Here is a 22623-nt window from a genome sequence, read left to right on the forward strand (position 1 = left end):
CTCAATGAGAAAGTCAGCGGGCGATGATCAGCGGATGCCCACGCTCCGGGTGCGGCTGCACCAATACTTCGAGACCGAACACGGCTTTGAGCGTGTCCGGCCGCAACACTTGCTGCGGCGTGTCCAGCGCAACCGGTCGCCCGCCCTCAAGCAGCAACACGCGATCACAATAACGCGCAGCCAGATTCAGATCATGCAGGATCACCATCACTGCCGCGCCGCGATCGGCAAACTCGCGTACGGCCTGCAAAGTCGTGTGTTGATGCAGCGGATCAAGCATCGACGTCGGCTCATCCAGCAGCAATGTCTGCCCGACCTGCCCCGGCCAGAGTTGCGCCAGCACCCGCGCCAGATGCACGCGCTGGCGCTCACCGCCCGACAATGCCAGATAGCTGCGCCCGCTCAGATGCCCGGCATCCGCCGCCGCCAATGCTGCGACGACAATCTCGTCATCACGCACTCGACCGCTTTGATAAGGCAAACGCCCCATGCCGACCACTTCTTCAACGCGAAAGGCGAAATCCAGGGTCGAAACCTGCGGTAACACGGCCAATCGTCGAGCGCGTTGCGTGCCCGTCCAATGTGCCAACGACTGGCCATCAAGCGAGACCTCGCCTTCACTTGGCGCCAGTTCACCGCATAAGGCACCAAGCAAAGTACTTTTACCGGCGCCGTTCGGCCCCAGCACGCCGAGCACTTCGCCCGGTTCGAGTTGCAGGGTGACCTCGCTGAGAACAGTCTTGCGGCCGCGACGGATATGCAGATTTTGCGCACGCAACATCAGGCACGCCCTCGCAGCAGCAAATAAAGGAAGAACGGCGCGCCGATAAACGCCGTGACGATCCCGATCGGCAATTCCGCCGGTGCCAGTGCCAGACGCGCCACCAGATCAGCCAGCAACAACAGACTAGCCCCGGCCAACACCGAGGCCGGCAGCAATACTCGATGATCGGGGCCTGCGAGCAAGCGCACCAGATGCGGCACCACCAGCCCAACGAAGCCGATCATCCCCGCTGCAGCCACTGCCGCGCCGACACCCAGCGCCGTACAAAACACCAATTCACGCTTGAGCCGTTCGACATCAACCCCCAAATGCCCGGCCTCGGACTCGCCGAGCAGCAAGGCATTCAGCGCTTTCGCCCGGCGCGGCAACCACAAGGCAACGCCGGCGCTGATGATCAGCAATGGCCACAACCGCGCATAACTGGCGCCATTGAGACTGCCGAGGTTCCAGAAGGTCAGCGTGCGCAGGGTCGCGTCGTCCGCCAGATAAGTGAACAGTCCGACCGCCGAACTGGCCAGAGCGGTCAGCGCGATCCCCGCCAGCAACATGGTCGCGACATGGGTTTGCCCGTTGTGCCGGCCGAGGCGATAAACCAGCGCCGTCACCCCTAGCCCACCGAGGAACGCGCACACCGATAACAGATAAGGCCCGAACCATTCCGGTAAACCGCCAAAAAACGAGCCGCCGACAATCGCAATCGCCGCGCCCAACGCCGCGCCACTGGAAACCCCGACCAGCCCCGGATCCGCCAAAGGATTACGAAACAATCCCTGCATCGCCACACCGGACAAAGCCAGTACACCGCCGACCGCCAACCCGAGCAACGTTCGCGGCAGACGAATCTGCCCGAGAATCAGCTCAGCCTGCTCCAGCCCTTCCGGAGCCAGCGGTACGCCAATCAGGCGCAACGCCGCACGCAACGTATCGAACAACGGCAGGCTGACCGGCCCCAGCGCCAGCGACAACCAGATTGCCAGCAGACACAGGAGTGTCAGGCCGATGAACAGGCCACGAGGTTTGAGCAGTGTGGTCATTGGCCACTCTTGGTTGGGTAGAAACCGTCAGACAGGGTTTTCAACGCCGCCGGCAGTCGCGGCCCGAGCCCGCCGACCAACAAGGTCGGATCGAGCTCAAGCACACGTCCGTCCTTGGCCGCACGGCTTGAATTGAGAATCGGGTTTTCCTTGAACAGTGCAGCCTTGGCCGCATCACCGGTCAACGCACGATCGGCAAACACCAGCACTTCAGGATCAAGACTCGCAAGAGATTCCACGGAAAACGGTTTGTAGCCGGTGTGAGTCGCCAGGTTATGCCCGCCCGCCTGTTGCAGCAGCCAATCGGCGGCGGTGTCCTTGCCGGCGATCAGCGGTTTGCCCCCGGCATTTCCCAGCAACAGCAGCACGCCCGGCGATTTCTGCTTGGACTGCGCTTCAGTCACCCGCGCTTTCTGCGCGTCGAGTTGCTGTTGATAACTTTGCAGCAACTGAGTGGCCCGCTCTTCAGCGCCGAGCAACTGCCCAAGATGAGTGACGTTTTTTTCCAGCGTTGGCAGATCCGGCTGAGCCGAGAACAACTCCACCTGAACCTTGGCCGCCTTCACTTGGGCAAGCACGGGGGGCGGACCGACTTCTTCTGTGCCGATGAGGATGTCCGGACGCAGACTGAGAATGCCCTCGGCGGAAAGGCTGCGCTGATAACCGATGCTCGGCAGCGCCTTCAAAGAATCGGGATGCTGACTGGTGGTATCGACGCCGACCAGTTTTGACTCGCCGCCCAACGCACTGACCCACTCCGACAGCGCACCGCCAGCACTGACCCAGCGTTGCGGCAGGTCGGCCGCTGCCGTCATGTGGCTGGCGAAAAGTCCGACACAGAGCACAGCGACGCGGGTACTCAGGCGCATACACAGCTTCCTTGATCAAGGTTTCCCGGGCGTCAGGATGACAGGCCAAGTATCCTCGGCATCTGGCAGGCGCCTGCGGGTGAAGGCCGCCATTTGATAATTGTTTGCATTTAAACGTCAAGCTCGGACATATCCGGACACGAGCCGACATTAGAGGATAGCCATGAAGTTTCTGTGCGCGGGCGCCGATCTGGCCGAGGCCGGCAGTCGCGGTTTTGATATTGACGGTAAAAAACTGTTTGCCGTGCGCCGCAACGGTCAGGCGTATGTCTACCTGAATCGCTGCCCGCATCGCGGTGTGGGTCTGGAATGGCACCCGGACCAGTTTCTCGACCCGAGCAACAGCCTGATCCAGTGCGCCACCCACGGCGCACTGTTTCTGATCGAGGATGGCGAGTGCGTGTCCGGGCCCTGCGCCGGGCAGGCGCTGACGACTATAGATTGCCGCGAAGATGCACAGGGCGTGTGGATCGATGTTTAACCGTTGAGCAATACGTCGAGTCGCCGGTCGATCACCATCTCTTCATGGTTGAGCCGAACGCCGTAAGCCAGGACTTCAACGCCACAGGCCACCGCTTCGCGCAGGGCATCGGCGTAGGACGAATCGATTTCCACCGCAGGACGCACCGCTTCAATCCCGGTGAGATTGACGCAATACAACTGCACCGCGCGAATCCCGTCCCGCGCCAGATGCGCCAGCTCACGCAGATGCTTGGCACCGCGCTGGGTCACGGCATCGGGAAACGCCGCCACTGCCGTGCCATCGAAGCCCAAGGTGACGCTTTTCACTTCTACATAAGCGGGGCCGCTGGGGTATTCGAGGCGGAAATCGATGCGGCTTTTTTCCTGTCCGTAAGCCACTTCGCGCTTCAACGCGGTAAACCCGTTCAACTCGGTGATGACACCGGCCTGCAAGGCTTCTTCCACCAGCCCGTTGGCGCGCCCCGTGTTCACGCAAAACAACCGACCCTGTGGGGTTTCGCCGATTTCCCAGGTGCCGGGCAACTTGCGCTTCGGGTCGTTGGAGCGACTGAACCAGACCTGCCCACCCTCGACCTGACAGTTGAGCATCGAACCAGTGTTCGGGCAGTGAATGGTCAGCATCTCGCCGCCAACGGTTTCGATATCGGCGAGAAAACGCTTGTAACGTCGAATCAGCCGCGCCTCTTCCAGAGGAGGATAAAAGCGCATCAGCCTTGCCAACTCTTCAAGCCACGGGCGATTCGCTCGACTGCTTCCTGTAGGCGCGGGAGGTTTTGCGTGTAGGCAAAACGCACATGGTGACTGGCCTGATAGCGACCGAAATCAAGCCCCGGGGTAAACGCAACGTGCTCGGTTTCGAGGAAATGACGACAGAACGCGAAGGCATCACCGCCGAACCGGCTGATATCTGCATACAAATAGAAAGCACCTTCTGGCTCAACGGCGATGTTGAACCCCAACTCGCGCAATGCCGGAAGGAGAAAGTCACGACGACGTCCGAACTCGGCGCGGCGCTCTTCGAGAATCGCAATGGTGGCCGGCTCGAAACAGGCCAGCGCGGCGTACTGGGCCATGCTCGGCGCGCTGATGTAGAGGTTCTGCGCGAGCTTCTCCAGCTCACTGACCGCCGCATCCGGGGCTACCAGCCAGCCGAGACGCCAACCCGTCATGCCGAAGTATTTGGAGAAACTGTTGAGGACAAAAGCGCTGTCATCGACTTCCAGCACACTCGCCGCGTCGGTGCCATAAGTCAGGCCGTGATAGATCTCGTCCACCACCAGATGTCCGTGCCGCGCCTTGATGGCTGTGGATAACCCGGCCAGCTCATCTCGGGTCAGGATCGTGCCGGTCGGGTTGGCCGGCGAGGCCACCAATGCACCGACGCTGTCGTGATCCCAATGGCGCTCGACCAGATCTGGGGTCAGTTGATAACGCACGTCAGGCCCTACAGGAACCAGCTGCGCCGCGCCTTCGACCAGGCGCAAGAAGTGCCGGTTGCACGGATAGCCCGGGTCTGCCAACAGCCAGTGTTTGCCGGGATCGACCAACAACGCGCTGGCGAGCAACAAAGCGCCGGAGCCGCCCGGAGTGATCAGAATCCGCCGTGGGTCGATATTCAGGCCATAGCGCGATTGATAAAACCCGGAAATCGCCTCGCGCAGTTCAGGAATACCGCGCGCCGCGGTGTAACGGGTCTTGCCCGCCGTCAGCGCCGCTTGCCCGGCACGAATGATCGGCTCGGCCGTGGTGAAGTCTGGCTCGCCGATTTCCAGGTGGATCACATCGTGGCCTTCAGCCTGCAGCTCGTTGGCCCGCGCCAGCAGCGCCATCACATGGAACGGTTCGATCGCACGACTGCGCGCACTGTAGGGCTGAGCCATTGGCCTTCCTTCGACGGGGGAAAAGAAACGATTCTACCCATCTGCCGGAACGAGCGAGAACCCGTAGCGGTCACAGCCTCAAGAACTCTGGAATGTAATGACACACGCGTACCCTCCAGGATTGACTAAAATCAGTGATTGAACAGGTCTCCCACACCGCCAGACACGGCTTGCCAAACATTTGCAAGCGCCACCCGCCGGGGCCTCGACATCCGGGAGTAGCGCAGGCCGAATTGATCTGGTAAGTTCGCCCGCTTGCAGCCGCAGGGCCGGCAGGTGTCGGTGATGGAGCAATCCTGCGCAATGGATTACAAGAGTAGAGGCGGTCCATTTCATGCCCACCCAAGCAAAGCAACAGGCTAATCCGACCGTCAGCGGTTTCGAACCTTATGTTCAGGCCAAAGACGAAGAGTACATGGGCGCTCCGATGCGCGCCCACTTCACCAAGATCCTGAACAAGTGGAAGCAGGACTTGATGCAGGAAGTCGACCGTACTGTCGACCACATGAAAGACGAAGCGGCCAACTTCCCTGACCCGGCCGACCGTGCCAGCCAGGAAGAAGAATTCGCTCTGGAGCTTCGCGCCCGTGATCGCGAGCGCAAGCTGATCAAGAAGATCGACAAGACGCTTGATCTGATCCAGAACGAAGATTACGGCTGGTGCGAATCCTGCGGCATCGAGATCGGCGTCAAGCGCCTCGAAGCCCGCCCGACAGCCGACATGTGCGTCGACTGCAAGAACCTCGCTGAAATCAAGGAAAAGCAGGTCGGCAAGTAATCTCGACCTGAACGAAAAACGGAGCGTGCGAACGCTCCGTTTTTGTTTCTGCCTTTTGCCTGTGTAGGAGTGAGCCTGCTCGCGATCACGGTAGATCAGTCAATAATGATGTTGATTGTCACACTGCTATCTCGAGCAGGCTCACTCCTACAAGTTGACCTGCGCACGCCCTGAAAAGTAGTTTCGCCCAATGACTGCCAAGACATCACCCGCCTACATCGGCCGTTTCGCCCCAACCCCAAGTGGCCACCTGCACTTCGGTTCGCTGGTTGCCGCCCTCGCCTCTTATCTTGATGCACGTTCGGTTGGCGGACGTTGGCTGGTGCGCATGGAAGATCTCGATCCGCCCCGTGAAGAACCCGGTGCGCAAGCGGCGATCCTCAAGGCCCTGGAAAGCTACGGTTTCGAATGGGACGGCGAGATGGTGCGCCAAAGTGATCGGCACGACGCGTATGCCGAAGTGCTCAACAGCCTGTTCAATCATGGCCTGGCCTACGCCTGCACCTGCTCGCGCAAACAGCTGGAGCCCTATGACGGGATTTATCCGGGGCTGTGCCGCAATGCCGGACACGACCAGCAGGACGCGGCGATCCGCCTGCGCGTGCCGGAGCTGGAATACCACTTCATCGACCGGGTGCAGGGCGAATACCGACAGCATCTGGGCCGTGATGTCGGCGATTTCGTGATTCGCCGTCGCGACGGCCTCTATGCCTATCAATTGGCCGTGGTGCTCGACGATGCCTGGCAAGGCATTACCGACATCGTACGCGGCGCCGACCTGCTCGACTCCACGCCACGCCAGCTCTATCTGCAAGAACTGTTGGGCCTGCGTCAGCCGCGTTATCTGCACCTGCCGTTGATCACCCAGCCGGACGGCAACAAGCTCGGCAAGTCCTACCGCTCGCCGCCGCTGGAAGCCGACCAAGCCACGCCGTTGCTGCTGCGGGCCTTGCGCGCACTGGGGCAAAACCCCGGCGCCGAACTGGCACATGCGTCGCCGCAGGAACTGCTCAACTGGGGCAGCGCCCATTGGGATGCCAGCAAGATCCCGCGCACACTGACCCTGCCCGAAGCGCAACTGCTATGACGACACTTGCAGTCGCGCCGCCATCCGTTACCATCGCCGCACGTTTTCGGGCACGCGCATAAAAAAGAGAGGCCGGGATGTACATCTATCGCTTGGTCCTGCTTTTGGTCGTGGGGATCTATCTGTTTTCTCCCGCCATCATGGATTGGTGGATCGACGCTACGGGCGCCTGGTATCGCCCCTATCTGCTCTGGCTGATCCTGATTGTCGTGACCTTCATCCTGCAGAGCCAAAAAGATGCCGATGAGCTTTAGCCTGACCCAGATGATCCTGGTCAGCGCCGCCTACCTGGCGGTGCTGTTCGGCGTAGCCTGGATCAGCGAACGGGGCATGATCCCGCGGGCGATCATTCGCCATCCGTTGACCTACACCCTGTCGCTGGGGGTCTATGCCAGTGCCTGGGCGTTCTACGGTACGGTGGGCCTGGCCTACCAGTACGGCTACGGCTTTCTTTCCAGTTATCTCGGCGTATCCGGCGCATTTCTGCTGGCGCCGGTGTTGCTCTATCCGATTCTGAAAATCACCCGCACCTATCAACTGTCGTCGCTGGCGGATCTGTTTGCGTTTCGTTTTCGCAGCACTTGGGCCGGGGCACTGACCACGATTTTCATGCTGATCGGCGTCTTGCCGCTGCTGGCATTACAGATTCAGGCAGTGGCCGACTCCATCGGCATTCTCACCGGTGAACCGATTCAAAGCCGCGTGGCGCTGGCATTCTGTGCGCTGATCATTCTGTTCACGATCTTCTTTGGCTCGCGCCACATCGCCACCCGCGAGAAACACGAAGGGCTGGTGTTCGCGATTGCCTTTGAGTCGGTGATCAAACTGATCGCCCTCGGCGGCGTTGGCCTGTACGCCCTCTATGGCGTGTTCGACGGCCCGCAACAGCTGGAACTCTGGCTGCTGCAAAACCAGACCGCCCTCGCCGCGTTACACACGCCGTTGCAGGAAGGCCCGTGGCGCACGTTGCTGCTGGTGTTCTTCGCCTCGGCGATCGTGATGCCGCACATGTATCACATGACCTTTACCGAGAACCTCAACCCGCGCTCACTGGTGAGTGCCAGTTGGGGCCTGCCGCTGTTCCTGTTGTTGATGAGTCTGGCGGTGCCGCTGATCCTGTGGGCCGGCCTCAAGCTTGGCGCCACGACCGATCCGGAATACTTCACCCTCGGCATCGGCATTGCCGCCAACAGCAAGCCTTTGGCATTGCTCGCCTACGTTGGTGGCCTGTCGGCGGCCAGCGGCTTGATCATCGTCACCACCCTAGCGTTGTCGGGCATGGCCCTTAACCACCTGGTGCTGCCGCTTTATCAGCCACCGGCCGAAGGCAATATCTACCGCTGGCTGAAGTGGACGCGCCGGGCGCTGATCGTCGCGATCATCATGGCTGGTTTCTGCTTCTATCTGCTGCTCGGCGCCGGGCAGGATCTGGCCAACCTGGGCATCGTGGCCTTCGTAGCGACCCTGCAATTCCTGCCGGGCGTGCTGTCGGTGCTGTACTGGCCGACCGCCAACCGTCGCGGCTTCATTGCCGGTTTGCTGGCGGGGATTCTGGTCTGGGTGATCACCATGCTGTTGCCGCTGGTCGGCAATCTGCAGGGTTTCTACATTCCGCTGCTGAACATGATCTACGTGTTGGACGACACCAGCTGGCACATGGCTGCCATCGCGTCACTGGCCGCCAACGTATTGATGTTCACCCTGATCTCGCTGTTCACCAACGCCAGTCCCGAAGAAGCCAGCGCCGCCGAAGCCTGCGCGGTGGATAACGTGCGCCGCCCGCAACGCCGGGAACTGCACGCTGCCTCGCCACAGGAATTCGCCACGCAACTGGCCAAACCACTGGGTGCCAAGGCTGCTCAGAAAGAAGTCGAACAGGCGCTGCGTGACCTTTATCTGCCATTCGATGAACGCCGCCCTTACGCCTTGCGCCGTCTGCGCGACCGTATCGAAGCCAACCTTTCGGGCCTGATGGGCCCGAGTGTGGCGCAGGACATGGTCGAAACCTTCCTGCCGTACAAGGCCGGCGGCGAAAACTATGTCACCGAAGACATTCACTTCATCGAAAGCCGCCTCGAGGATTACCACTCGCGCCTCACAGGTCTGGCCGCCGAGCTCGACGCCCTGCGCCGCTACCACCGCCAGACCCTGCAGGAATTGCCGATGGGCGTCTGCTCGCTGGCCAAGGATCAAGAGATCCTGATGTGGAACAAGGCCATGGAGGAGCTGACCGGGATCGCCGCGCAACGGGTGGTCGGTTCCCGCCTGAGCACCATCGGCAATCCGTGGAAAGAATTGCTGCAAGGCTTCATCAACTTGCCTGACGAGCATTTGCACAAACAGCACCTGGCACTCGATGGCCAGACCCGCTGGCTGAACCTGCACAAAGCCGCAATCGACGAGCCGTTGGCGCCGGGTAACAGTGGTTTGGTGTTGCTGGTGGAAGATCTGACTGAAACCCAGATGCTCGAAGACAAACTGGTGCACTCCGAGCGCCTGGCGAGCATCGGTCGTCTCGCGGCCGGTGTGGCCCACGAAATCGGTAACCCGATCACCGGCATCGCCTGTCTGGCGCAGAACCTGCGCGAAGAACGCGAAGACGATGGCGAGCTGACGGAAATCAGCGGGCAGATCCTCGAGCAGACCAAACGCGTGTCTCGCATCGTTCAGTCGCTGATGAGTTTTGCCCATGCCGGCAGCCATCAGCACAGCGACGAGCCCGTTTGTCTGGCGGAAGTGGCCCAGGACGCCATCGGCCTGCTGGCCCTGAACCGACGCAATTTCGAAGTGCAGTTCTACAACCTGTGCGATCCGGATCACTGGGTCGAAGGTGATCCACAGCGACTCGCCCAGGTCCTCATCAATCTGCTCTCCAACGCCCGTGACGCGTCGCCTGCGGGCAGTGCGGTGCGGGTCAAGAGCGAAGCCGGCGAACACACGGTCGATCTGATCGTCGAGGACGAAGGCAGTGGTATTCCGAAGAACATCATGGATCGATTGTTCGAACCCTTCTTCACCACCAAGGATCCTGGCGAAGGCACCGGTCTGGGCCTTGCACTGGTCTATTCCATCGTTGAAGAGCATTATGGACAAATCACCATCGACAGCCCGGCTGATGTACAAAGCCAACGCGGCACCCGTATCCGGGTGACCTTACCGCGTCATGTCGAAGCGACGTCCGCTGTGAACTGAGACCGTCGAGAGTATCGAATCAATGCCGCACATTTTGATCGTCGAAGACGAAACAATTATCCGCTCCGCCTTGCGCCGCCTGCTGGAACGTAACCAGTACCAGGTCAGCGAAGCCGGTTCAGTGCAGGAAGCACAAGAACGCTTCACCATTCCTACGTTCGATCTGATCGTCAGCGATCTGCGCCTGCCGGGTGCGCCGGGTACCGAGCTGATCAAGCTTGGCCAGGGCACGCCGGTGCTGATCATGACCAGTTACGCCAGCCTGCGCTCGGCGGTCGACTCGATGAAGATGGGCGCGGTGGACTACATCGCCAAGCCTTTCGACCACGATGAAATGCTTCAGGCTGTCGCGCGGATTCTGCGAGACCGTCAGTCGGCGCCTGCTGCCGGTGAAGTTGTTACCGGTAAAACCGCCAATGGCAGCGGCAAAGCCGCCGTCGACAACAGCAACGGCGAAATCGGCATCATCGGCTCCTGTCCACCGATGCAGGACCTGTACAGCAAGATCCGCAAAGTGGCGCCGACCGATTCCAATGTTCTGATTCAGGGCGAGTCCGGCACCGGTAAAGAGCTGGTTGCCCGCGCCCTGCACAACCTGTCGAAACGCGCCAAGGCGCCGATGATCTCGGTGAACTGCGCGGCCATCCCGGAAAGCCTGATCGAGTCCGAACTGTTCGGCCACGAGAAAGGCGCGTTCACTGGCGCCAGCGCCGGGCGTGCCGGTCTGGTGGAAGCGGCGGACGGTGGCACGCTATTCCTCGATGAGATCGGCGAATTGCCGCTGGAAGCCCAGGCTCGCCTGCTGCGTGTATTGCAGGAAGGCGAGATTCGCCGCGTTGGTTCGGTGCAGTCGCAGAAGGTCGATGTGCGTTTGATCGCCGCGACCCACCGCGACCTGAAGAGCCTGGCGAAAATCGGCCAGTTCCGTGAAGACCTTTATTACCGTCTGCACGTGATCGCGTTGAAACTGCCGGCCCTGCGCGAGCGTGGCGCCGACGTCAACGAAATCGCCAATGCTTTCCTCGCCCGCCAAAGTGCGCGCATCAACCGTACCGACCTAAAATTTGCCGCAGATGCCGAACAGGCAATCCGTCACTATTCCTGGCCGGGTAACGTGCGAGAGCTGGAAAACGCCGTCGAGCGCGCGGTGATCCTCAGCGAGAGCCCGGAAATCTCCGCCGACCTGCTGGGCATCGATATCGAGCTGAGCGATCTGGAAGACGACGAGTTCATCGGTCTGCCGCCACAGACGGCGGGTAACACCAGCAACAGCAGCCATGAACCGACCGAAGATCTGTCGCTGGAAGACTACTTCCAGCACTTCGTGCTTGAGCATCAAGACCACATGACCGAGACCGAACTGGCGCGCAAACTGGGCGTCAGCCGTAAATGCCTGTGGGAACGCCGTCAGCGCTTGGGCATCCCGCGGCGCAAGACCGGGGTCGCCAGCGAGAGCTGAACGTTACCTGTCGAGTGTGCGGGTAACGCATGAAGATGTGAAAAAACTGTTACCTCAGCCTTTTCACGTAACAGAAGCCGGGGTTATCGGTAACGAAACCCCGGCTTTTTTTCGCCCCTCTAAAACGGTTATATCGACCTAACCCCTTGTTTTATTGGCCTTCGCAAAAGTTGGCACGGCACCTGCTATATGTTTGGTACAAGAACAATAACAAGCAATGCACAAGACAATAAAAATAAGACGAATCGACTCACGCACAATAAAAACAAGACGGCGAGAGGCGCAGCTAACTGATTCTTTTGGAGAGGCGTTGTATTTGGGGCTTGCCCCACGACCAGGCCGAGAACAACAAAAACTGTCCTAAGACAGAGCCTGTACTGGTTGGATCGAGAGATCACTGCAATTCAGCGACCAAAGCAATCCGTTTGCTCTTGGCTCCCGATTGGGAGGGTCATGAAGGAAAAGCTTCATGGCGAGGGCACTCAACAAAAACAAGAAGCCCGAATCAATAATAAAAAGAGCACGCAACTACTTCTTGGGGAGCTTCGGCTCCCCTTGTAGTTTCTCCCTCCCGGCAAAACTCCCCACATTTTCAAGGCTCGACGCCTGTAGCCCGCGGCTTGCAGCGTAAAACGGCTGCGTCCTACACCATCCCCCGACTAAATGCTAGAATCTGCGCCCATCATGCGGTCATTCTTTGGTATGGCCGAACATTCCTTCAAACAGTGCATCCCATGCTGAAGAAGTTGTTCCAGTCATTCCGAGCTCCCGTGCGTCGTACGCAACACATCCGCAGCACCCCTGAAGTGCTCAACAGCGGCCAACATTCGCTGCAGAAAACGCAGTTCAGCCGCTACGCGGTCAATATCGTCGAACGCTTGCAGGGCGCCGGTTACCAGGCCTATCTGGTCGGCGGTTGCGTGCGTGACATGCTGTTGGGCATCACGCCCAAGGATTTCGACGTCGCCACCAGCGCCACCCCTGAGCAAGTCCGTGCCGAATTCCGCAATGCGCGAATCATCGGACGTCGCTTCAAACTGGTGCATATCCACTTCGGTCGCGAAATCATCGAAGTCGCGACCTTCCGCGCCAATCACCCGCAGAACGAAGACGACGAAGACAGCAATCAGTCTTCGCGTAACGAAAGCGGGCGGATTCTGCGCGACAACGTCTACGGCACCCTGGAAGAAGACGCGCAGCGCCGCGACTTCACCATCAACGCCCTGTATTACGATCCGGTCAGCGAGCGCATTCTCGATTACGCCAATGGCGTACACGACATCCGCAATCATCTGATTCGTCTGATCGGCGACCCGAAGCAGCGCTATCAGGAAGACCCGGTGCGCATGCTGCGAGCCGTGCGTTTCGCCGCCAAGCTCAATTTCGGCATCGAGAAGCACACCGTCCAGCCGATCCGTGAACTGGCGCCGATGCTGCGCGAGATTCCGTCGGCACGCCTGTTCGAAGAAGTACTCAAGCTGTTCCTCTCCGGCCACGGCGCGATCACCTTCGAAATGCTGGTCGATCTGCAGCTGTTCGCCCCGCTGTTCCCGGCCAGTGCCGACGCACTGGAACACAACCCGGAATACACCCACACGCTGATCAGTGAAGCGCTGACCAACACCGATCTGCGGATCAAGCAGAACAAACCGGTAACCCCGGCGTTCCTGTTTGCCGCCATGCTCTGGCCTGCCCTGCCGGCCCGTGTGTTGCGTCTGCAAGAACGTGGCATGCCGCCGATTCCGGCCATGCAGGAAGCGGCGCACGAACTGATTGCCGAACAGTGCCAGCGCATTGCGATCCCGAAGCGTTTCACCATGCCGATCCGCGAAATCTGGGACATGCAGGAACGCCTGCCACGGCGCAGCGGCAAACGTGCCGATCTGCTGCTGGACAATCCACGTTTCCGCGCCGGTTACGACTTCCTGCTGTTGCGTGAGAGCGCTGGCGAGCAGACCGATGGCCTGGGCGAATGGTGGACCGATTATCAGGACGCCAACGACAGCGAGCGTCGCGACATGATCCGTGATCTGAGCGGCAAAGGTGATGACGCCAGCGGTGCTCCGCGCAAGCGTCGCCGCAGCAGCGGTTCCAAGCGCAAGCGCACCGCCGGTGCTCCGAGCGCATCGGGCGAGTAAGGCATGGAACGTATCTACATCGGCATGGGCAGCAACCTCGCTGACCCTGCCGAACAATTGCGCAGCGCCGTCGAGGCGTTGGGGCAATTGCCGCTGACCACGCTGGCCGGCGTTTCAGCCTTCTACCAAAGCGACTCGTTGCTGCCGGGCCAACCGCGTTATACCAACGCGGTTGCAGCGCTCGAGAGCAATATGGCGCCGCTGGAACTGCTCGATGCCTTGCAAGCCATCGAGAACGATCAGGGCCGCGAACGTCTGGAGCGCTGGGGGCCGCGCACGCTGGATCTGGATATTCTGCTGTTCGGTGATCGGCTGATCGACGAACCACGGTTGAAAGTCCCGCACTATCAAATTCAGGAACGTGCGTTCGTCCTCTATCCCCTCGCCGAGCTAGCTCCTGAAGAGCTGCGCCTGGCCGATGGCCGCACCCTCACCGACCTGCTCGCCGCCTGCCCGTTCGTCGGCCTCGAGCGCCTCCCTCACGCCTGACACCCATTTCCCTTGGGTGCAGGCTTTTGTGGCGAGGGGATTTATCCCCGATCGGCTGCGCAGCAGTCGCAAAACCGGCAAATGCGGAGTGACTGATTAATGCGTACTACCATTTTGGGGCCGCTTCGCCGCCCATCGGGGATAAATCCCCTCGCCACAAAAGCGATGCTCCGTATTCGTTTTTTGTCGGACAAAAACGCCCCGATCAAGCCCCGCCGCCGCGCTGAATCGCATCAGTAACGCCGGTAACACTCCCCTCGTAACAACGCGGTAACACACGCAATTGACTTCCTAGGTTCTCCTCACGACTATAGGCGTCCCGCTGCCGCCAACCCGGCACATACGGGCGCAATCCAGGCCTTATAAGCACGACAAAAGAGCGTGCGCCTGAGTAGATGAAGAATCACGCGCGTTACTCGCAGTAGTTTCCAGAGCGCCTGAACGAGGATTTTTTACATGCCAGCCATCACCCTGACCACGCTCCAGAGCCTCAAGCAGAAAGGTGAAAAGATCACCATGCTGACCTGCTATGACGCGACCTTCGCCCACGCCTGCAACGAGGCCGGTGTCGAAGTGCTGCTGGTGGGCGACTCCCTCGGCATGGTCCTGCAAGGTCATGACAGCACATTGCCGGTGACCACTGCGGAAATGGCCTACCACACCGCCTGCGTCAAACGCGGCAACAGCGACGCCCTGATCCTGGCCGACTTGCCGTTCATGGCCAACGCCACCCTCGAACAAACCATGAACAACAGCGCCATGCTGATGCAGGCCGGTGCGCACATGGTCAAGGTCGAAGGTCAGCTGTGGTTGGCCGAGTCGATTCGTCTGCTGGCCGAACGCGGTGTTCCGGTCTGCGCGCACATGGGGTTGACCCCGCAAGCGGTGAACATTCTCGGCGGCTACAAAGTGCAGGGCCGCAACGAGAACCAGGCGCGGCAGATGCGCGCTGATGCGATCTCGCTGGAGCAGGCAGGCGCGTCAATGCTGCTGCTCGAATGCGTGCCGAGTGAACTGGCCGCTGAAATCAGTCAGGCCGTGAAGATTCCGGTCATCGGCATCGGCGCCGGTAGCGATACCGACGGCCAAGTACTGGTGCTGCACGACATGCTCGGCCTGTCGATCACCGGCCGCGTACCGAAGTTCGTTAAAAACTTCATGCAGGGTCAGGACAGCATCCAGTCCGCACTGAAGGCATACGTCAACGAAGTCAAAGGCGTTACTTTCCCTGGGATCGAACACGGATTCTCTGCATGAACACCGTTAAAACCGTACGCGAACTGCGCGCCGCCGTAGCCCGCGCCCGTAGCGAAGGCAAGCGCATCGGCTTCGTGCCGACCATGGGCAACCTGCACAGCGGCCACGTGGCGCTGGTCACCAAGGCCACCCAGCGGGTCGACTTCGTGGTGGCGAGCATTTTCGTCAATCCGCTGCAATTCGGCGCCGGCGAAGACCTCGACAAGTATCCGCGCACCCTGGCAGCGGATCAGGAAAAGCTGTTGGAAGCTGGCTGTTCGCTGCTGTTCGCGCCGACTGTCGAGGAAATGTACCCCGACGGCATGGCCGGACAGACCCGGGTCAGCGTGCCGCACCTCTCCGAAGGTCTGTGCGGCGCCAGCCGTCCGGGGCACTTTGAAGGCGTGGCGACGGTGGTCAGCAAACTGTTCAACATGGTTCAGCCGGATCTGGCGATTTTCGGCCAGAAGGATTTACAGCAACTGGCGGTGATCCGCGCACTGGTGCATGACCTGAACATGCCGATCCAGATCATCGGCGAGCCGACCGTCCGTGCCGCCGATGGGTTGGCGCTGTCGTCGCGCAACGGTTTCCTCAGCGAAGAACAACGTGCCGTAGCCCCGGTGGTCTATCGCACCCTGAGCACGATTGCCGAGTCGATCAAACAGGGTGAGCGGGATTTCCCGGCGCTGATCAGCGCGCAGCTGCAACTACTGGAAGCCGCAGGCCTGCGCCCGGATTACCTGGAGATTCGGCATGCCCTGACCTTGCGTCCGGCGACGGCTGAAGATCGCGATCTGGTGATTCTGGTCGCGGCGTTCCTCGGCACCACGCGGTTGATCGATAACCTGCACCTGAATCTCGATACGCCGACCTGAGTACACTGCAATATCACTGTGGGAGCGAGCTTGCTCGCGAATGCAATCTGTCAGATGACCAAGCGTCTACTGACACGACGCCTTCGCGAGCAAGCTCGCTCCCACAGTCGTTTGTGCTCAATTCAGTCTCGCTATTCTCCGTTTGTCGCCTCGTTACCGGTATCAATGTTAAAAAAGTACAGGGATCGGGTCAGACAAAGTCAAGACAGAACGCAGCGCGAGGTTTACTGTATTCGCCCTGTGTCCAGAAACCCTGTCGACGCAGGTGGCCCATGCCCAACCATGGCGTGCTGGCCTGTTCCGTGTTCAAAAGGCCGTTCAAGTAAAAAGGAAAACCGCAGCGATGGCGTACTACCGCACTCCTCACGACGTTACCGCTCTGCCTGCCTGGCAAGCGTTGAAAGACCACCGCCAAGCCATGCAGGATTTCAGCATGCGCGAGGCCTTCAACGCCGATCCGCAGCGCTTCAATCAGTTCACCCTCAGCAGCTGCGGACTGTTTCTCGACTATTCGAAGAATTTGATCAACGCCGAGACCCGCAATCTGTTGGTGGGTCTGGCCAATGAAGTCGATCTGAAGGGCGCGATCAAAGCGCTGTTCGACGGCGAAATCGTCAACTCGTCCGAAGGCCGCCCGGCACTGCACACCGCCCTGCGCCGCCCGGTGGGCGACAAATTGTCGGTCAACGGCGTCAATGTGATGCCGGAAGTCCACAAGGTTCTGAACCAGATCACCGATCTGGTCGGCCGCATCCACGACGGTCTGTGGCGCGGTTACACCGAGAAGCCGATCACCGACGTGGTCAACATCGGCATCGGTGGCTCGTTCCTCGGCCCTGAACTGGTGTCCGAAGCGTTGCTGTCCTACGCGCAGAAAGGCGTGCGTTGCCACTATCTGGCGAACATCGACGGCAGCGAGTTCCACGAACTGACGCAAAAGCTGCGCGCCGAAACCACGCTGTTCATCGTTTCGTCGAAGTCGTTCAACACCCTCGAAACCCTGAAAAATGCTCAGGCCGCTCGCGCCTGGTACCTGGCTCAGGGCGGTTCGGAAGCCGAGCTGTATCGTCACTTCATCGCCGTATCGAGCAACAACGCCGCCGCCATTGCGTTCGGTATTCGTGAAGAAAACATCTTCCCGATGTGGGACTGGGTCGGCGGCCGTTACTCGCTGTGGTCGGCCATCGGTTTGCCGATCGCCCTGGCCATCGGCATGTCCAACTTCAAGGAACTGCTGTCCGGCGCCTACACCATGGACCAGCATTTCCAGACCGCGCCCTTCGAACAGAACATGCCAGTGCTGCTGGCGCTGCTCGGCGTGTGGTACGGCAACTTCTGGGGCGCGCAAAGCCACGCGATCCTGCCGTACGACCATTACCTGCGTAACATCACCAAGCACTTGCAGCAATTGGACATGGAATCCAACGGCAAGAGCGTGCGTCAGGACGGCACTGCGGTGTCGACTGACACGGGTCCGGTGATCTGGGGCGGCGTCGGCTGTAACGGTCAGCACGCTTACCACCAGTTGCTGCATCAAGGCACCCAACTGATTCCGGCCGATTTCATCGTGCCGATCGTCAGCTTCAACCCGGTGTCCGACCACCACCAGTGGCTGTACGCCAACTGCCTGTCGCAGAGCCAGGCGCTGATGCTCGGCAAGACCCTGCCGGAAGCCGAAGCAGAACTGCGCGACAAAGGCGTGAGCGAAGAAGACGTGCACAAAATCGCACCGCACAAGGTGATCCCGGGCAACCGTCCGAGCAACACCCTTGTGGTCGAACGCATCAGCCCGCGTCGTCTCGGCGCGCTGGTTGCCATGTATGAGCACAAAGTGTTCGTGCAAAGCGTGGTCTGGGGCATCAACGCCTTCGACCAGTGGGGCGTGGAACTGGGCAAGGAACTGGGCAAAGGCGTTTACAACCGTCTGGTCGGCAGCGATGAAACGACCGCTGACGATCCGTCCACCCAAGGCCTGATCAACTACTTCCGCGGTCGTCACCGCGGGTGATTTGACTGTGTTGCCCACAGATCCTGCGGGCAACACTTCTCCACTGTGGGAGCGAGCCTGCTCGCGAATGCGGTTTGTCATTCAGCATCTTTGTTGACTGACACCCCGCCTTCGCCAGCAGGCTCGCTCCCACAGTTGTTTTGTGGATGACTTGAACCTCTCGATCTCTCGGCGCATCTTTATTCTTCGCACAACAAGAATAAGGAACCGTCATGTTCGATATCAGCACGTTCCCCAAAGCCGATGCCGTCCGCCGGGCTGCTCAGTTGAGTCAGGACGACTACCGACGCCTGTACCGCGAATCCATTGAACACCCCAGCGTTTTCTGGGCAGAACAGGCCACCCGCTTCCTTGACTGGAGTACACCGTGGCAGACCGTTCAGCGCTATGACCTGAAAACCGGTGAAGCCGCCTGGTTTGCCGGCGGCCAACTGAACGTCAGTTACAACTGCATCGACCGCCATCTCGAACAGCGCGGCGATCAGACCGCCCTGCTCTGGGAAGGCGACGACCCTGCCGAATCGGCGCAAATCACCTACAAGAAACTCCATCACCACGTCTGCCGACTGGCCAACGTGCTGAAAAACCGTGGCGTGAAGAAAGGCGACCGGGTGTGCATCTACATGCCGATGATCCCGGAAGCCGCCTACGCCATGCTCGCCTGCGCGAGGATCGGCGCGATTCATTCGGTGGTGTTCGGCGGCTTTTCCCCTGATTCACTGCGTGACCGCATTCTCGATGCCGATTGCCGCACCGTGATTACCGCCGACGAAGGCGTGCGCGGCGGCAAATTCGTGCCGCTGAAACAGAACGTCGATAAAGCCCTGCAAAATTGCCCGGCTGTCAGCACCGTCGTCGTAGTCGAGCGCACCCAGGGCAATGTGGACTGGGTCGAGGGCCGCGATCTCTGGTATCACCAGGCTGTGCGCGAGGTCAGCGACGACTGCCCGCCAGAGCCGATGGACGCCGAAGATCCGCTGTTCATCCTCTACACCTCCGGCAGCACCGGCAAACCCAAAGGCGTGCTGCACACCACTGGCGGCTACTTGCTGCAAGCGGCGATGACCTTCAAGTACGTGCTCGACTACCGCGACGGCGAAGTGTTCTGGTGTACCGCCGACGTCGGCTGGGTCACCGGCCACAGCTACATCGTCTACGGCCCGCTGGCCAATGGTGCGACCACGTTGATGTTCGAAGGCGTACCGAGCTATCCGAGCAGTTCGCGTTTCTGGCAGGTGATCGACAAACACAAGGTCAACATCTTCTACACCGCGCCCACCGCGCTGCGCGCGTTGATGCGTGAAGGTGCCGAACCGCTGAAGGAAACTTCGCGCCAGAGCCTCAGATTACTCGGCAGCGTAGGTGAGCCAATCAACCCGGAGGCGTGGGAATGGTATTTCAATGTGGTCGGCGAACAGCGCTGCCCCATTGTCGATACCTGGTGGCAGACCGAGACCGGCGGCATCATGCTCAGCCCCTTGGTCAGTGCGCAGCGGATCAAACCGGGCTGCGCCACACAGCCGATGTTCGGCGTGCAACCGGTGCTGCTCGATGAGCAGGGCAAGGAAATCAAAGGCGCTGGCAGCGGCGTGCTCGCCATCAAATCGAGTTGGCCGGCGCAGATCCGCAGTGTCTATGGCGACCCGCAGCGGATGGTCGACACCTATTTCAAACCCTACCCCGGCTATTACTTCACCGGCGACGGCGCCCGTCGCGACGAGGATGGCGATTACTGGATCACCGGGCGTATCGACGATGTGATCAACGTTTCCGGTCACCGCATCGGCACTGCCGAAGTGGAAAGCGCGCTGGTGCTGCACGACAGCATTGCCGAGGCCGCGGTGGTCGGTTATCCCCACGACGTCAAAGGCCAGGGCATCTACGCCTTCGTCACCCCCATGAACGGCACCGAACCGAATGATGAGCTGAAGAAAGAATTGCTGGCCCACGTCAGCAAGGAAATCGGCAGCTTCGCCAAACCGGACCTGATCCAGTGGGCGCCGGCCTTGCCGAAAACCCGTTCAGGCAAGATCATGCGGCGCATTCTGCGCAAGATCGCCTGCAACGAACTCGACAGCCTCGGCGACACCTCGACCCTGGCCGACCCGAGCGTGGTGCAAGGCCTGATCGACAAGCGCCTCAATCAGTAACATCCCGGGCGCGATCAACCGGTCGCGCCCGCTCTTCAACAATGAGTGGTCATGGAATTTATCCGCAGCCGTATCGAAACCCAACTCATGAGCCTGACCGGGTTATCTCTTGGTCAGCTCGACCTGGAAAATCCCAAGGGCGATCCCGGCCTGTTCGGCCCCGACTCGATCAGTTGGCAGGTGCACGGTGACTTCAGCAGCATGTTGATCGGCGGTATCAGCGCATTGTTGCTGCAAGCGCTGCATCCACTGGCGCTGGCCGGGGTCTGGGATCATTCGAACTTTCGCCAGGACATGCTCGGGCGATTGCGCCGTACCAGCCAGTTCGTGTCCGGCACCACCTTCGGCTCGCGGCGGGACGCCGAATGGCTGATCGAAAAAGTGCGCACCATTCACCTGCAAGTGGTCGGCACTGCGCCGGATGGCCGAGCATATGCGGCCAGCGATCCGGATCTGCTGACGTGGGTGCATGTGGCGGAAGTCAGCAACTTCCTCGCCGCGCATTTGCGTTATCGCAATCCGCAATTGTCGCCGGCGGATCAGGATCGTTATTACGCGGAGATCGCTGTGGTCGCCGAACGCCTGGGCGCCCGCGACGTGCCGAAGTCACGGCAAGCTGTGGCGGATTATCTGCAACGCATGCGCCCGCAATTGCTGTGCGATGAGCGCAGCCGCGAAGTCTTGCGTCTGCTGCTCGACGCGCCAGCCCCCAGCGTGTTGGCGCGGCCCTTTGGCGATCTGATGATGAAGGCCGGTATCGACCTCTTGCCGGACTGGGCCAGCGACATGCTCGATGTGCGGCAGAGTTCGCTGCAACGGCAACTGATCCGCGCCAGCGTCAGGCGCAGCGCGCCGATGCTGCGTTGGGCGATGCGTAATGGGTCGGTGCAACGGGCCAAGCGGCGGATGGGCCTGTTCACCTGAGCTGCACACAGGTAATCGGTAATGCCTCAGGGCATCGGTAGCAGCACAATGCTAAACTCCCGCGCCCCAATTCTCACCAGCAAGGCGCACGCATGTCTTCCTTGAATCAGGCGCTGCGCGCCGCCCTCGACCAACGCCAAGACCTGCTCGCCGAGCTGCATAGCCAGGGCACCGATTGCTATCGGCTGTTCCACGGCAGCCAGGAAGGCGCCGGCGGCCTGACGATCGACCGCTACGGCCCGCAACTGCTGGTGCAAAGTTTTCACCAGACGCTGGAGCGTGACGACCTGCTGCAACTGCACGCCATGGTCAACCAGACCCTTGGATTTGAAACCTTGCTGGTCTACAACGACCGCTCCCGCGGCAACTCGCGTATCGACCGCGAAGACAGCGTCTATAAAGCCGACGCCGCCGCGTTGGCCGATCTGATCGGCCACGAGTGGGGCCTGAACTATCGCATTCGCGGGCGCCATGCCGGGCAAGATCCGTTGCTGTTCCTCGACCTGCGCAACACCCGCGGCTGGGTCAAGGATCACGCCCGCGGCAAAAGCGTGCTCAACCTGTTCGCCTACACCTGCGGCGTTGGCCTCAGTGCCGCGGCCGGTGGTGCGCGTGAGGTGTGCAATCTGGACTTCGCCGAAGGCAACCTCGCAGTCGGTCGCGAAAATGGCCAGCTCAATCCGCAATTGGCCGAAATGGAATTTATCCAGTCCGATTACTTCCCTGCGATTCGCCAACTCGCCGGCCTGCCGATCAGCCAGCGGCGCGGGCAGAAGCTGCCGAGCTATCAGCGCCTCGAACAACGCCAATACGATCTGGTGCTGCTTGATCCGCCAGCCTGGGCCAAGAGCGCATTCGGCACCGTCGACCTGCTGCGCGACTATCAGAGCCTGCTCAAACCGGCCCTGCTGACCACCGCCGACAACGGCGTGCTGATCTGTTGCAACAACCTGGCGAAAGTCAGCATGGACGACTGGCGTGAGCAGGTGTTGCGCTGCGCCGAGAAGGCCGGACGTCCGGTGCGCGAGTGGAGCGTGATGACGCCGGGCGCCGACTTTCCGTCAATGGATCAGCAGCCGCCGTTGAAAACCCTGATCCTGCAGCTCTGATCGCATCCCTTTGCAGGAGCTGCCGAAGGTTGCTCCTACAACGATTGCGGAAAAATCTGAACAATCCTGTCCCACGCCATGTACTTCGGAACCAGAATCGCGTGCCATACTCCAAGGCACTCCGA

Annotated in this window: 19 protein-coding genes; 14 read left to right on the forward strand and 5 right to left on the reverse strand. The window is 60.4% G+C overall.

Annotated elements, in window-relative coordinates; genetic code table 11:
* Positions 1-13: 13 nt before the first annotated feature.
* From ACA043_RS25025 to ACA043_RS25035, 3 genes are read right to left on the reverse strand one after another with little or no spacing between them, the layout of a single operon-like run.
* Positions 14-781 carry a heme ABC transporter ATP-binding protein gene (locus tag ACA043_RS25025; RefSeq protein ID WP_497658110.1) on the reverse strand — a complete coding sequence of 256 codons (768 nt, stop codon included), beginning with the start codon at positions 779-781 and terminating at the stop codon, positions 14-16.
* Entirely contained in the window at positions 781-1764 is a 984-nt protein-coding gene (locus ACA043_RS25030; protein WP_401268507.1) for a FecCD family ABC transporter permease, read from the reverse strand. Before ACA043_RS25030 ends, ACA043_RS25025 begins: the two co-directional genes overlap by 1 nt.
* Before the next feature lie 50 nt (positions 1765-1814).
* Positions 1815-2687, reverse strand: a complete 873-nt coding sequence (locus tag ACA043_RS25035) for a heme/hemin ABC transporter substrate-binding protein (RefSeq protein ID WP_497658111.1) — start codon at positions 2685-2687, stop codon at positions 1815-1817.
* A 163-nt stretch (positions 2688-2850) separates the two neighbouring features.
* On the opposite strand from ACA043_RS25035, the gene ACA043_RS25040 reads away from it, so the two are divergent.
* Positions 2851-3168 (forward strand): Rieske (2Fe-2S) protein, encoded by a 318-nt coding sequence (locus ACA043_RS25040; RefSeq protein ID WP_489881356.1) that lies wholly within the window; start codon positions 2851-2853, stop codon positions 3166-3168.
* Here ACA043_RS25040 and sfsA read toward each other — a convergent pair.
* Both sfsA and ACA043_RS25050 read right to left on the reverse strand, forming a co-directional pair.
* Complete coding sequence (gene sfsA, locus ACA043_RS25045) at positions 3165-3878, reverse strand: DNA/RNA nuclease SfsA (protein WP_497658112.1); 714 nt, start codon at positions 3876-3878, stop codon at positions 3165-3167. The two genes, ACA043_RS25040 and sfsA, sit on opposite strands and share 4 nt — an antisense overlap.
* Positions 3878-5050, reverse strand: coding sequence for a pyridoxal phosphate-dependent aminotransferase (locus tag ACA043_RS25050; RefSeq protein WP_497658113.1), 1173 nt, complete (start codon positions 5048-5050; stop codon positions 3878-3880). The genes sfsA and ACA043_RS25050 overlap by 1 nt, the downstream gene beginning before the upstream one ends.
* A 334-nt stretch (positions 5051-5384) precedes the next feature.
* Here ACA043_RS25050 and dksA point away from each other — a divergent pair, with 334 nt between their 5' ends.
* The 13 genes from dksA to ACA043_RS25115 all read left to right on the forward strand — a co-directional run bounded on the left by dksA (position 5385) and on the right by ACA043_RS25115 (position 22498).
* Positions 5385-5828, forward strand: a complete 444-nt coding sequence (gene dksA / locus ACA043_RS25055) for an RNA polymerase-binding protein DksA (RefSeq protein ID WP_042561095.1) — start codon at positions 5385-5387, stop codon at positions 5826-5828.
* A gap of 190 nt (positions 5829-6018) precedes the next feature.
* The gene (gene gluQRS, locus ACA043_RS25060) at positions 6019-6915 is read left to right on the forward strand and encodes a tRNA glutamyl-Q(34) synthetase GluQRS (protein WP_401268438.1); all 897 of its coding nucleotides are present in this window, start codon (positions 6019-6021) and stop codon (positions 6913-6915) included.
* A gap of 77 nt (positions 6916-6992) precedes the next feature.
* On the forward strand, positions 6993-7169 hold the full coding sequence (locus tag ACA043_RS25065; RefSeq protein ID WP_003176118.1) for a hypothetical protein: 177 nt from the start codon (positions 6993-6995) through the stop codon (positions 7167-7169).
* Complete coding sequence (locus tag ACA043_RS25070) at positions 7153-10107, forward strand: sensor histidine kinase (RefSeq protein WP_187679241.1); 2955 nt, start codon at positions 7153-7155, stop codon at positions 10105-10107. The genes ACA043_RS25065 and ACA043_RS25070 overlap by 17 nt, the downstream gene beginning before the upstream one ends.
* A 22-nt stretch (positions 10108-10129) precedes the next feature.
* Positions 10130-11566, forward strand: coding sequence for a sigma-54-dependent transcriptional regulator (locus ACA043_RS25075; protein ID WP_489881352.1), 1437 nt, complete (start codon positions 10130-10132; stop codon positions 11564-11566).
* 734 nt (positions 11567-12300) lie between these two features.
* Complete coding sequence (locus tag ACA043_RS25080) at positions 12301-13704, forward strand: polynucleotide adenylyltransferase PcnB (protein ID WP_401268441.1); 1404 nt, start codon at positions 12301-12303, stop codon at positions 13702-13704.
* 3 nt (positions 13705-13707) lie between these two features.
* Positions 13708-14193, forward strand: a complete 486-nt coding sequence (folK, locus tag ACA043_RS25085) for a 2-amino-4-hydroxy-6-hydroxymethyldihydropteridine diphosphokinase (protein WP_497615368.1) — start codon at positions 13708-13710, stop codon at positions 14191-14193.
* Positions 14194-14649: 456 nt separating this feature from the next.
* Positions 14650-15450 (forward strand): 3-methyl-2-oxobutanoate hydroxymethyltransferase, encoded by an 801-nt coding sequence (gene panB, locus ACA043_RS25090; RefSeq protein WP_187679237.1) that lies wholly within the window; start codon positions 14650-14652, stop codon positions 15448-15450.
* Positions 15447-16307 carry a pantoate--beta-alanine ligase gene (gene panC, locus ACA043_RS25095; protein ID WP_497658114.1) on the forward strand — a complete coding sequence of 287 codons (861 nt, stop codon included), beginning with the start codon at positions 15447-15449 and terminating at the stop codon, positions 16305-16307. The genes panB and panC overlap by 4 nt, the downstream gene beginning before the upstream one ends.
* A 343-nt stretch (positions 16308-16650) precedes the next feature.
* Entirely contained in the window at positions 16651-18315 is a 1665-nt protein-coding gene (pgi, locus tag ACA043_RS25100; protein ID WP_187679235.1) for a glucose-6-phosphate isomerase, read from the forward strand.
* A gap of 212 nt (positions 18316-18527) precedes the next feature.
* Positions 18528-20465 (forward strand): acetate--CoA ligase, encoded by a 1938-nt coding sequence (gene acs / locus ACA043_RS25105; RefSeq protein ID WP_497658115.1) that lies wholly within the window; start codon positions 18528-18530, stop codon positions 20463-20465.
* A 51-nt stretch (positions 20466-20516) separates the two neighbouring features.
* Entirely contained in the window at positions 20517-21389 is an 873-nt protein-coding gene (locus tag ACA043_RS25110) for an oxygenase MpaB family protein (protein WP_497658116.1), read from the forward strand.
* Between the two features lie 92 nt (positions 21390-21481).
* Positions 21482-22498, forward strand: a complete 1017-nt coding sequence (locus ACA043_RS25115; protein ID WP_497658117.1) for a class I SAM-dependent rRNA methyltransferase — start codon at positions 21482-21484, stop codon at positions 22496-22498.
* Positions 22499-22623 lie beyond the last annotated feature (125 nt).

It is taken from the genome of Pseudomonas sp. LBUM1648, from assembly GCF_059716145.1.

Bases quoted from the DNA above. Each gene is read 5' to 3' on its own strand.
- ACA043_RS25025 (WP_497658110.1), bottom strand. From the start codon at position 781: ATGTTGCGTGCGCAAAATCTGCATATCCGTCGCGGCCGCAAGACTGTT.
- ACA043_RS25035 (WP_497658111.1), bottom strand. From the start codon at position 2,687: ATGCGCCTGAGTACCCGCGTCGCTGTGCTCTGTGTCGGACTTTTCGCC.
- ACA043_RS25040 (WP_489881356.1), top strand. From the start codon at position 2,851: ATGAAGTTTCTGTGCGCGGGCGCCGATCTGGCCGAGGCCGGCAGTCGC.
- sfsA (WP_497658112.1), bottom strand. From the start codon at position 3,878: ATGCGCTTTTATCCTCCTCTGGAAGAGGCGCGGCTGATTCGACGTTAC.
- ACA043_RS25050 (WP_497658113.1), bottom strand. From the start codon at position 5,050: ATGGCTCAGCCCTACAGTGCGCGCAGTCGTGCGATCGAACCGTTCCAT.
- dksA (WP_042561095.1), top strand. From the start codon at position 5,385: ATGCCCACCCAAGCAAAGCAACAGGCTAATCCGACCGTCAGCGGTTTC.
- gluQRS (WP_401268438.1), top strand. From the start codon at position 6,019: ATGACTGCCAAGACATCACCCGCCTACATCGGCCGTTTCGCCCCAACC.
- ACA043_RS25065 (WP_003176118.1), top strand. From the start codon at position 6,993: ATGTACATCTATCGCTTGGTCCTGCTTTTGGTCGTGGGGATCTATCTG.
- ACA043_RS25070 (WP_187679241.1), top strand. From the start codon at position 7,153: ATGCCGATGAGCTTTAGCCTGACCCAGATGATCCTGGTCAGCGCCGCC.
- ACA043_RS25075 (WP_489881352.1), top strand. From the start codon at position 10,130: ATGCCGCACATTTTGATCGTCGAAGACGAAACAATTATCCGCTCCGCC.
- ACA043_RS25080 (WP_401268441.1), top strand. From the start codon at position 12,301: ATGCTGAAGAAGTTGTTCCAGTCATTCCGAGCTCCCGTGCGTCGTACG.
- folK (WP_497615368.1), top strand. From the start codon at position 13,708: ATGGAACGTATCTACATCGGCATGGGCAGCAACCTCGCTGACCCTGCC.
- panB (WP_187679237.1), top strand. From the start codon at position 14,650: ATGCCAGCCATCACCCTGACCACGCTCCAGAGCCTCAAGCAGAAAGGT.
- panC (WP_497658114.1), top strand. From the start codon at position 15,447: ATGAACACCGTTAAAACCGTACGCGAACTGCGCGCCGCCGTAGCCCGC.
- pgi (WP_187679235.1), top strand. From the start codon at position 16,651: ATGGCGTACTACCGCACTCCTCACGACGTTACCGCTCTGCCTGCCTGG.
- acs (WP_497658115.1), top strand. From the start codon at position 18,528: ATGTTCGATATCAGCACGTTCCCCAAAGCCGATGCCGTCCGCCGGGCT.
- ACA043_RS25110 (WP_497658116.1), top strand. From the start codon at position 20,517: ATGGAATTTATCCGCAGCCGTATCGAAACCCAACTCATGAGCCTGACC.
- ACA043_RS25115 (WP_497658117.1), top strand. From the start codon at position 21,482: ATGTCTTCCTTGAATCAGGCGCTGCGCGCCGCCCTCGACCAACGCCAA.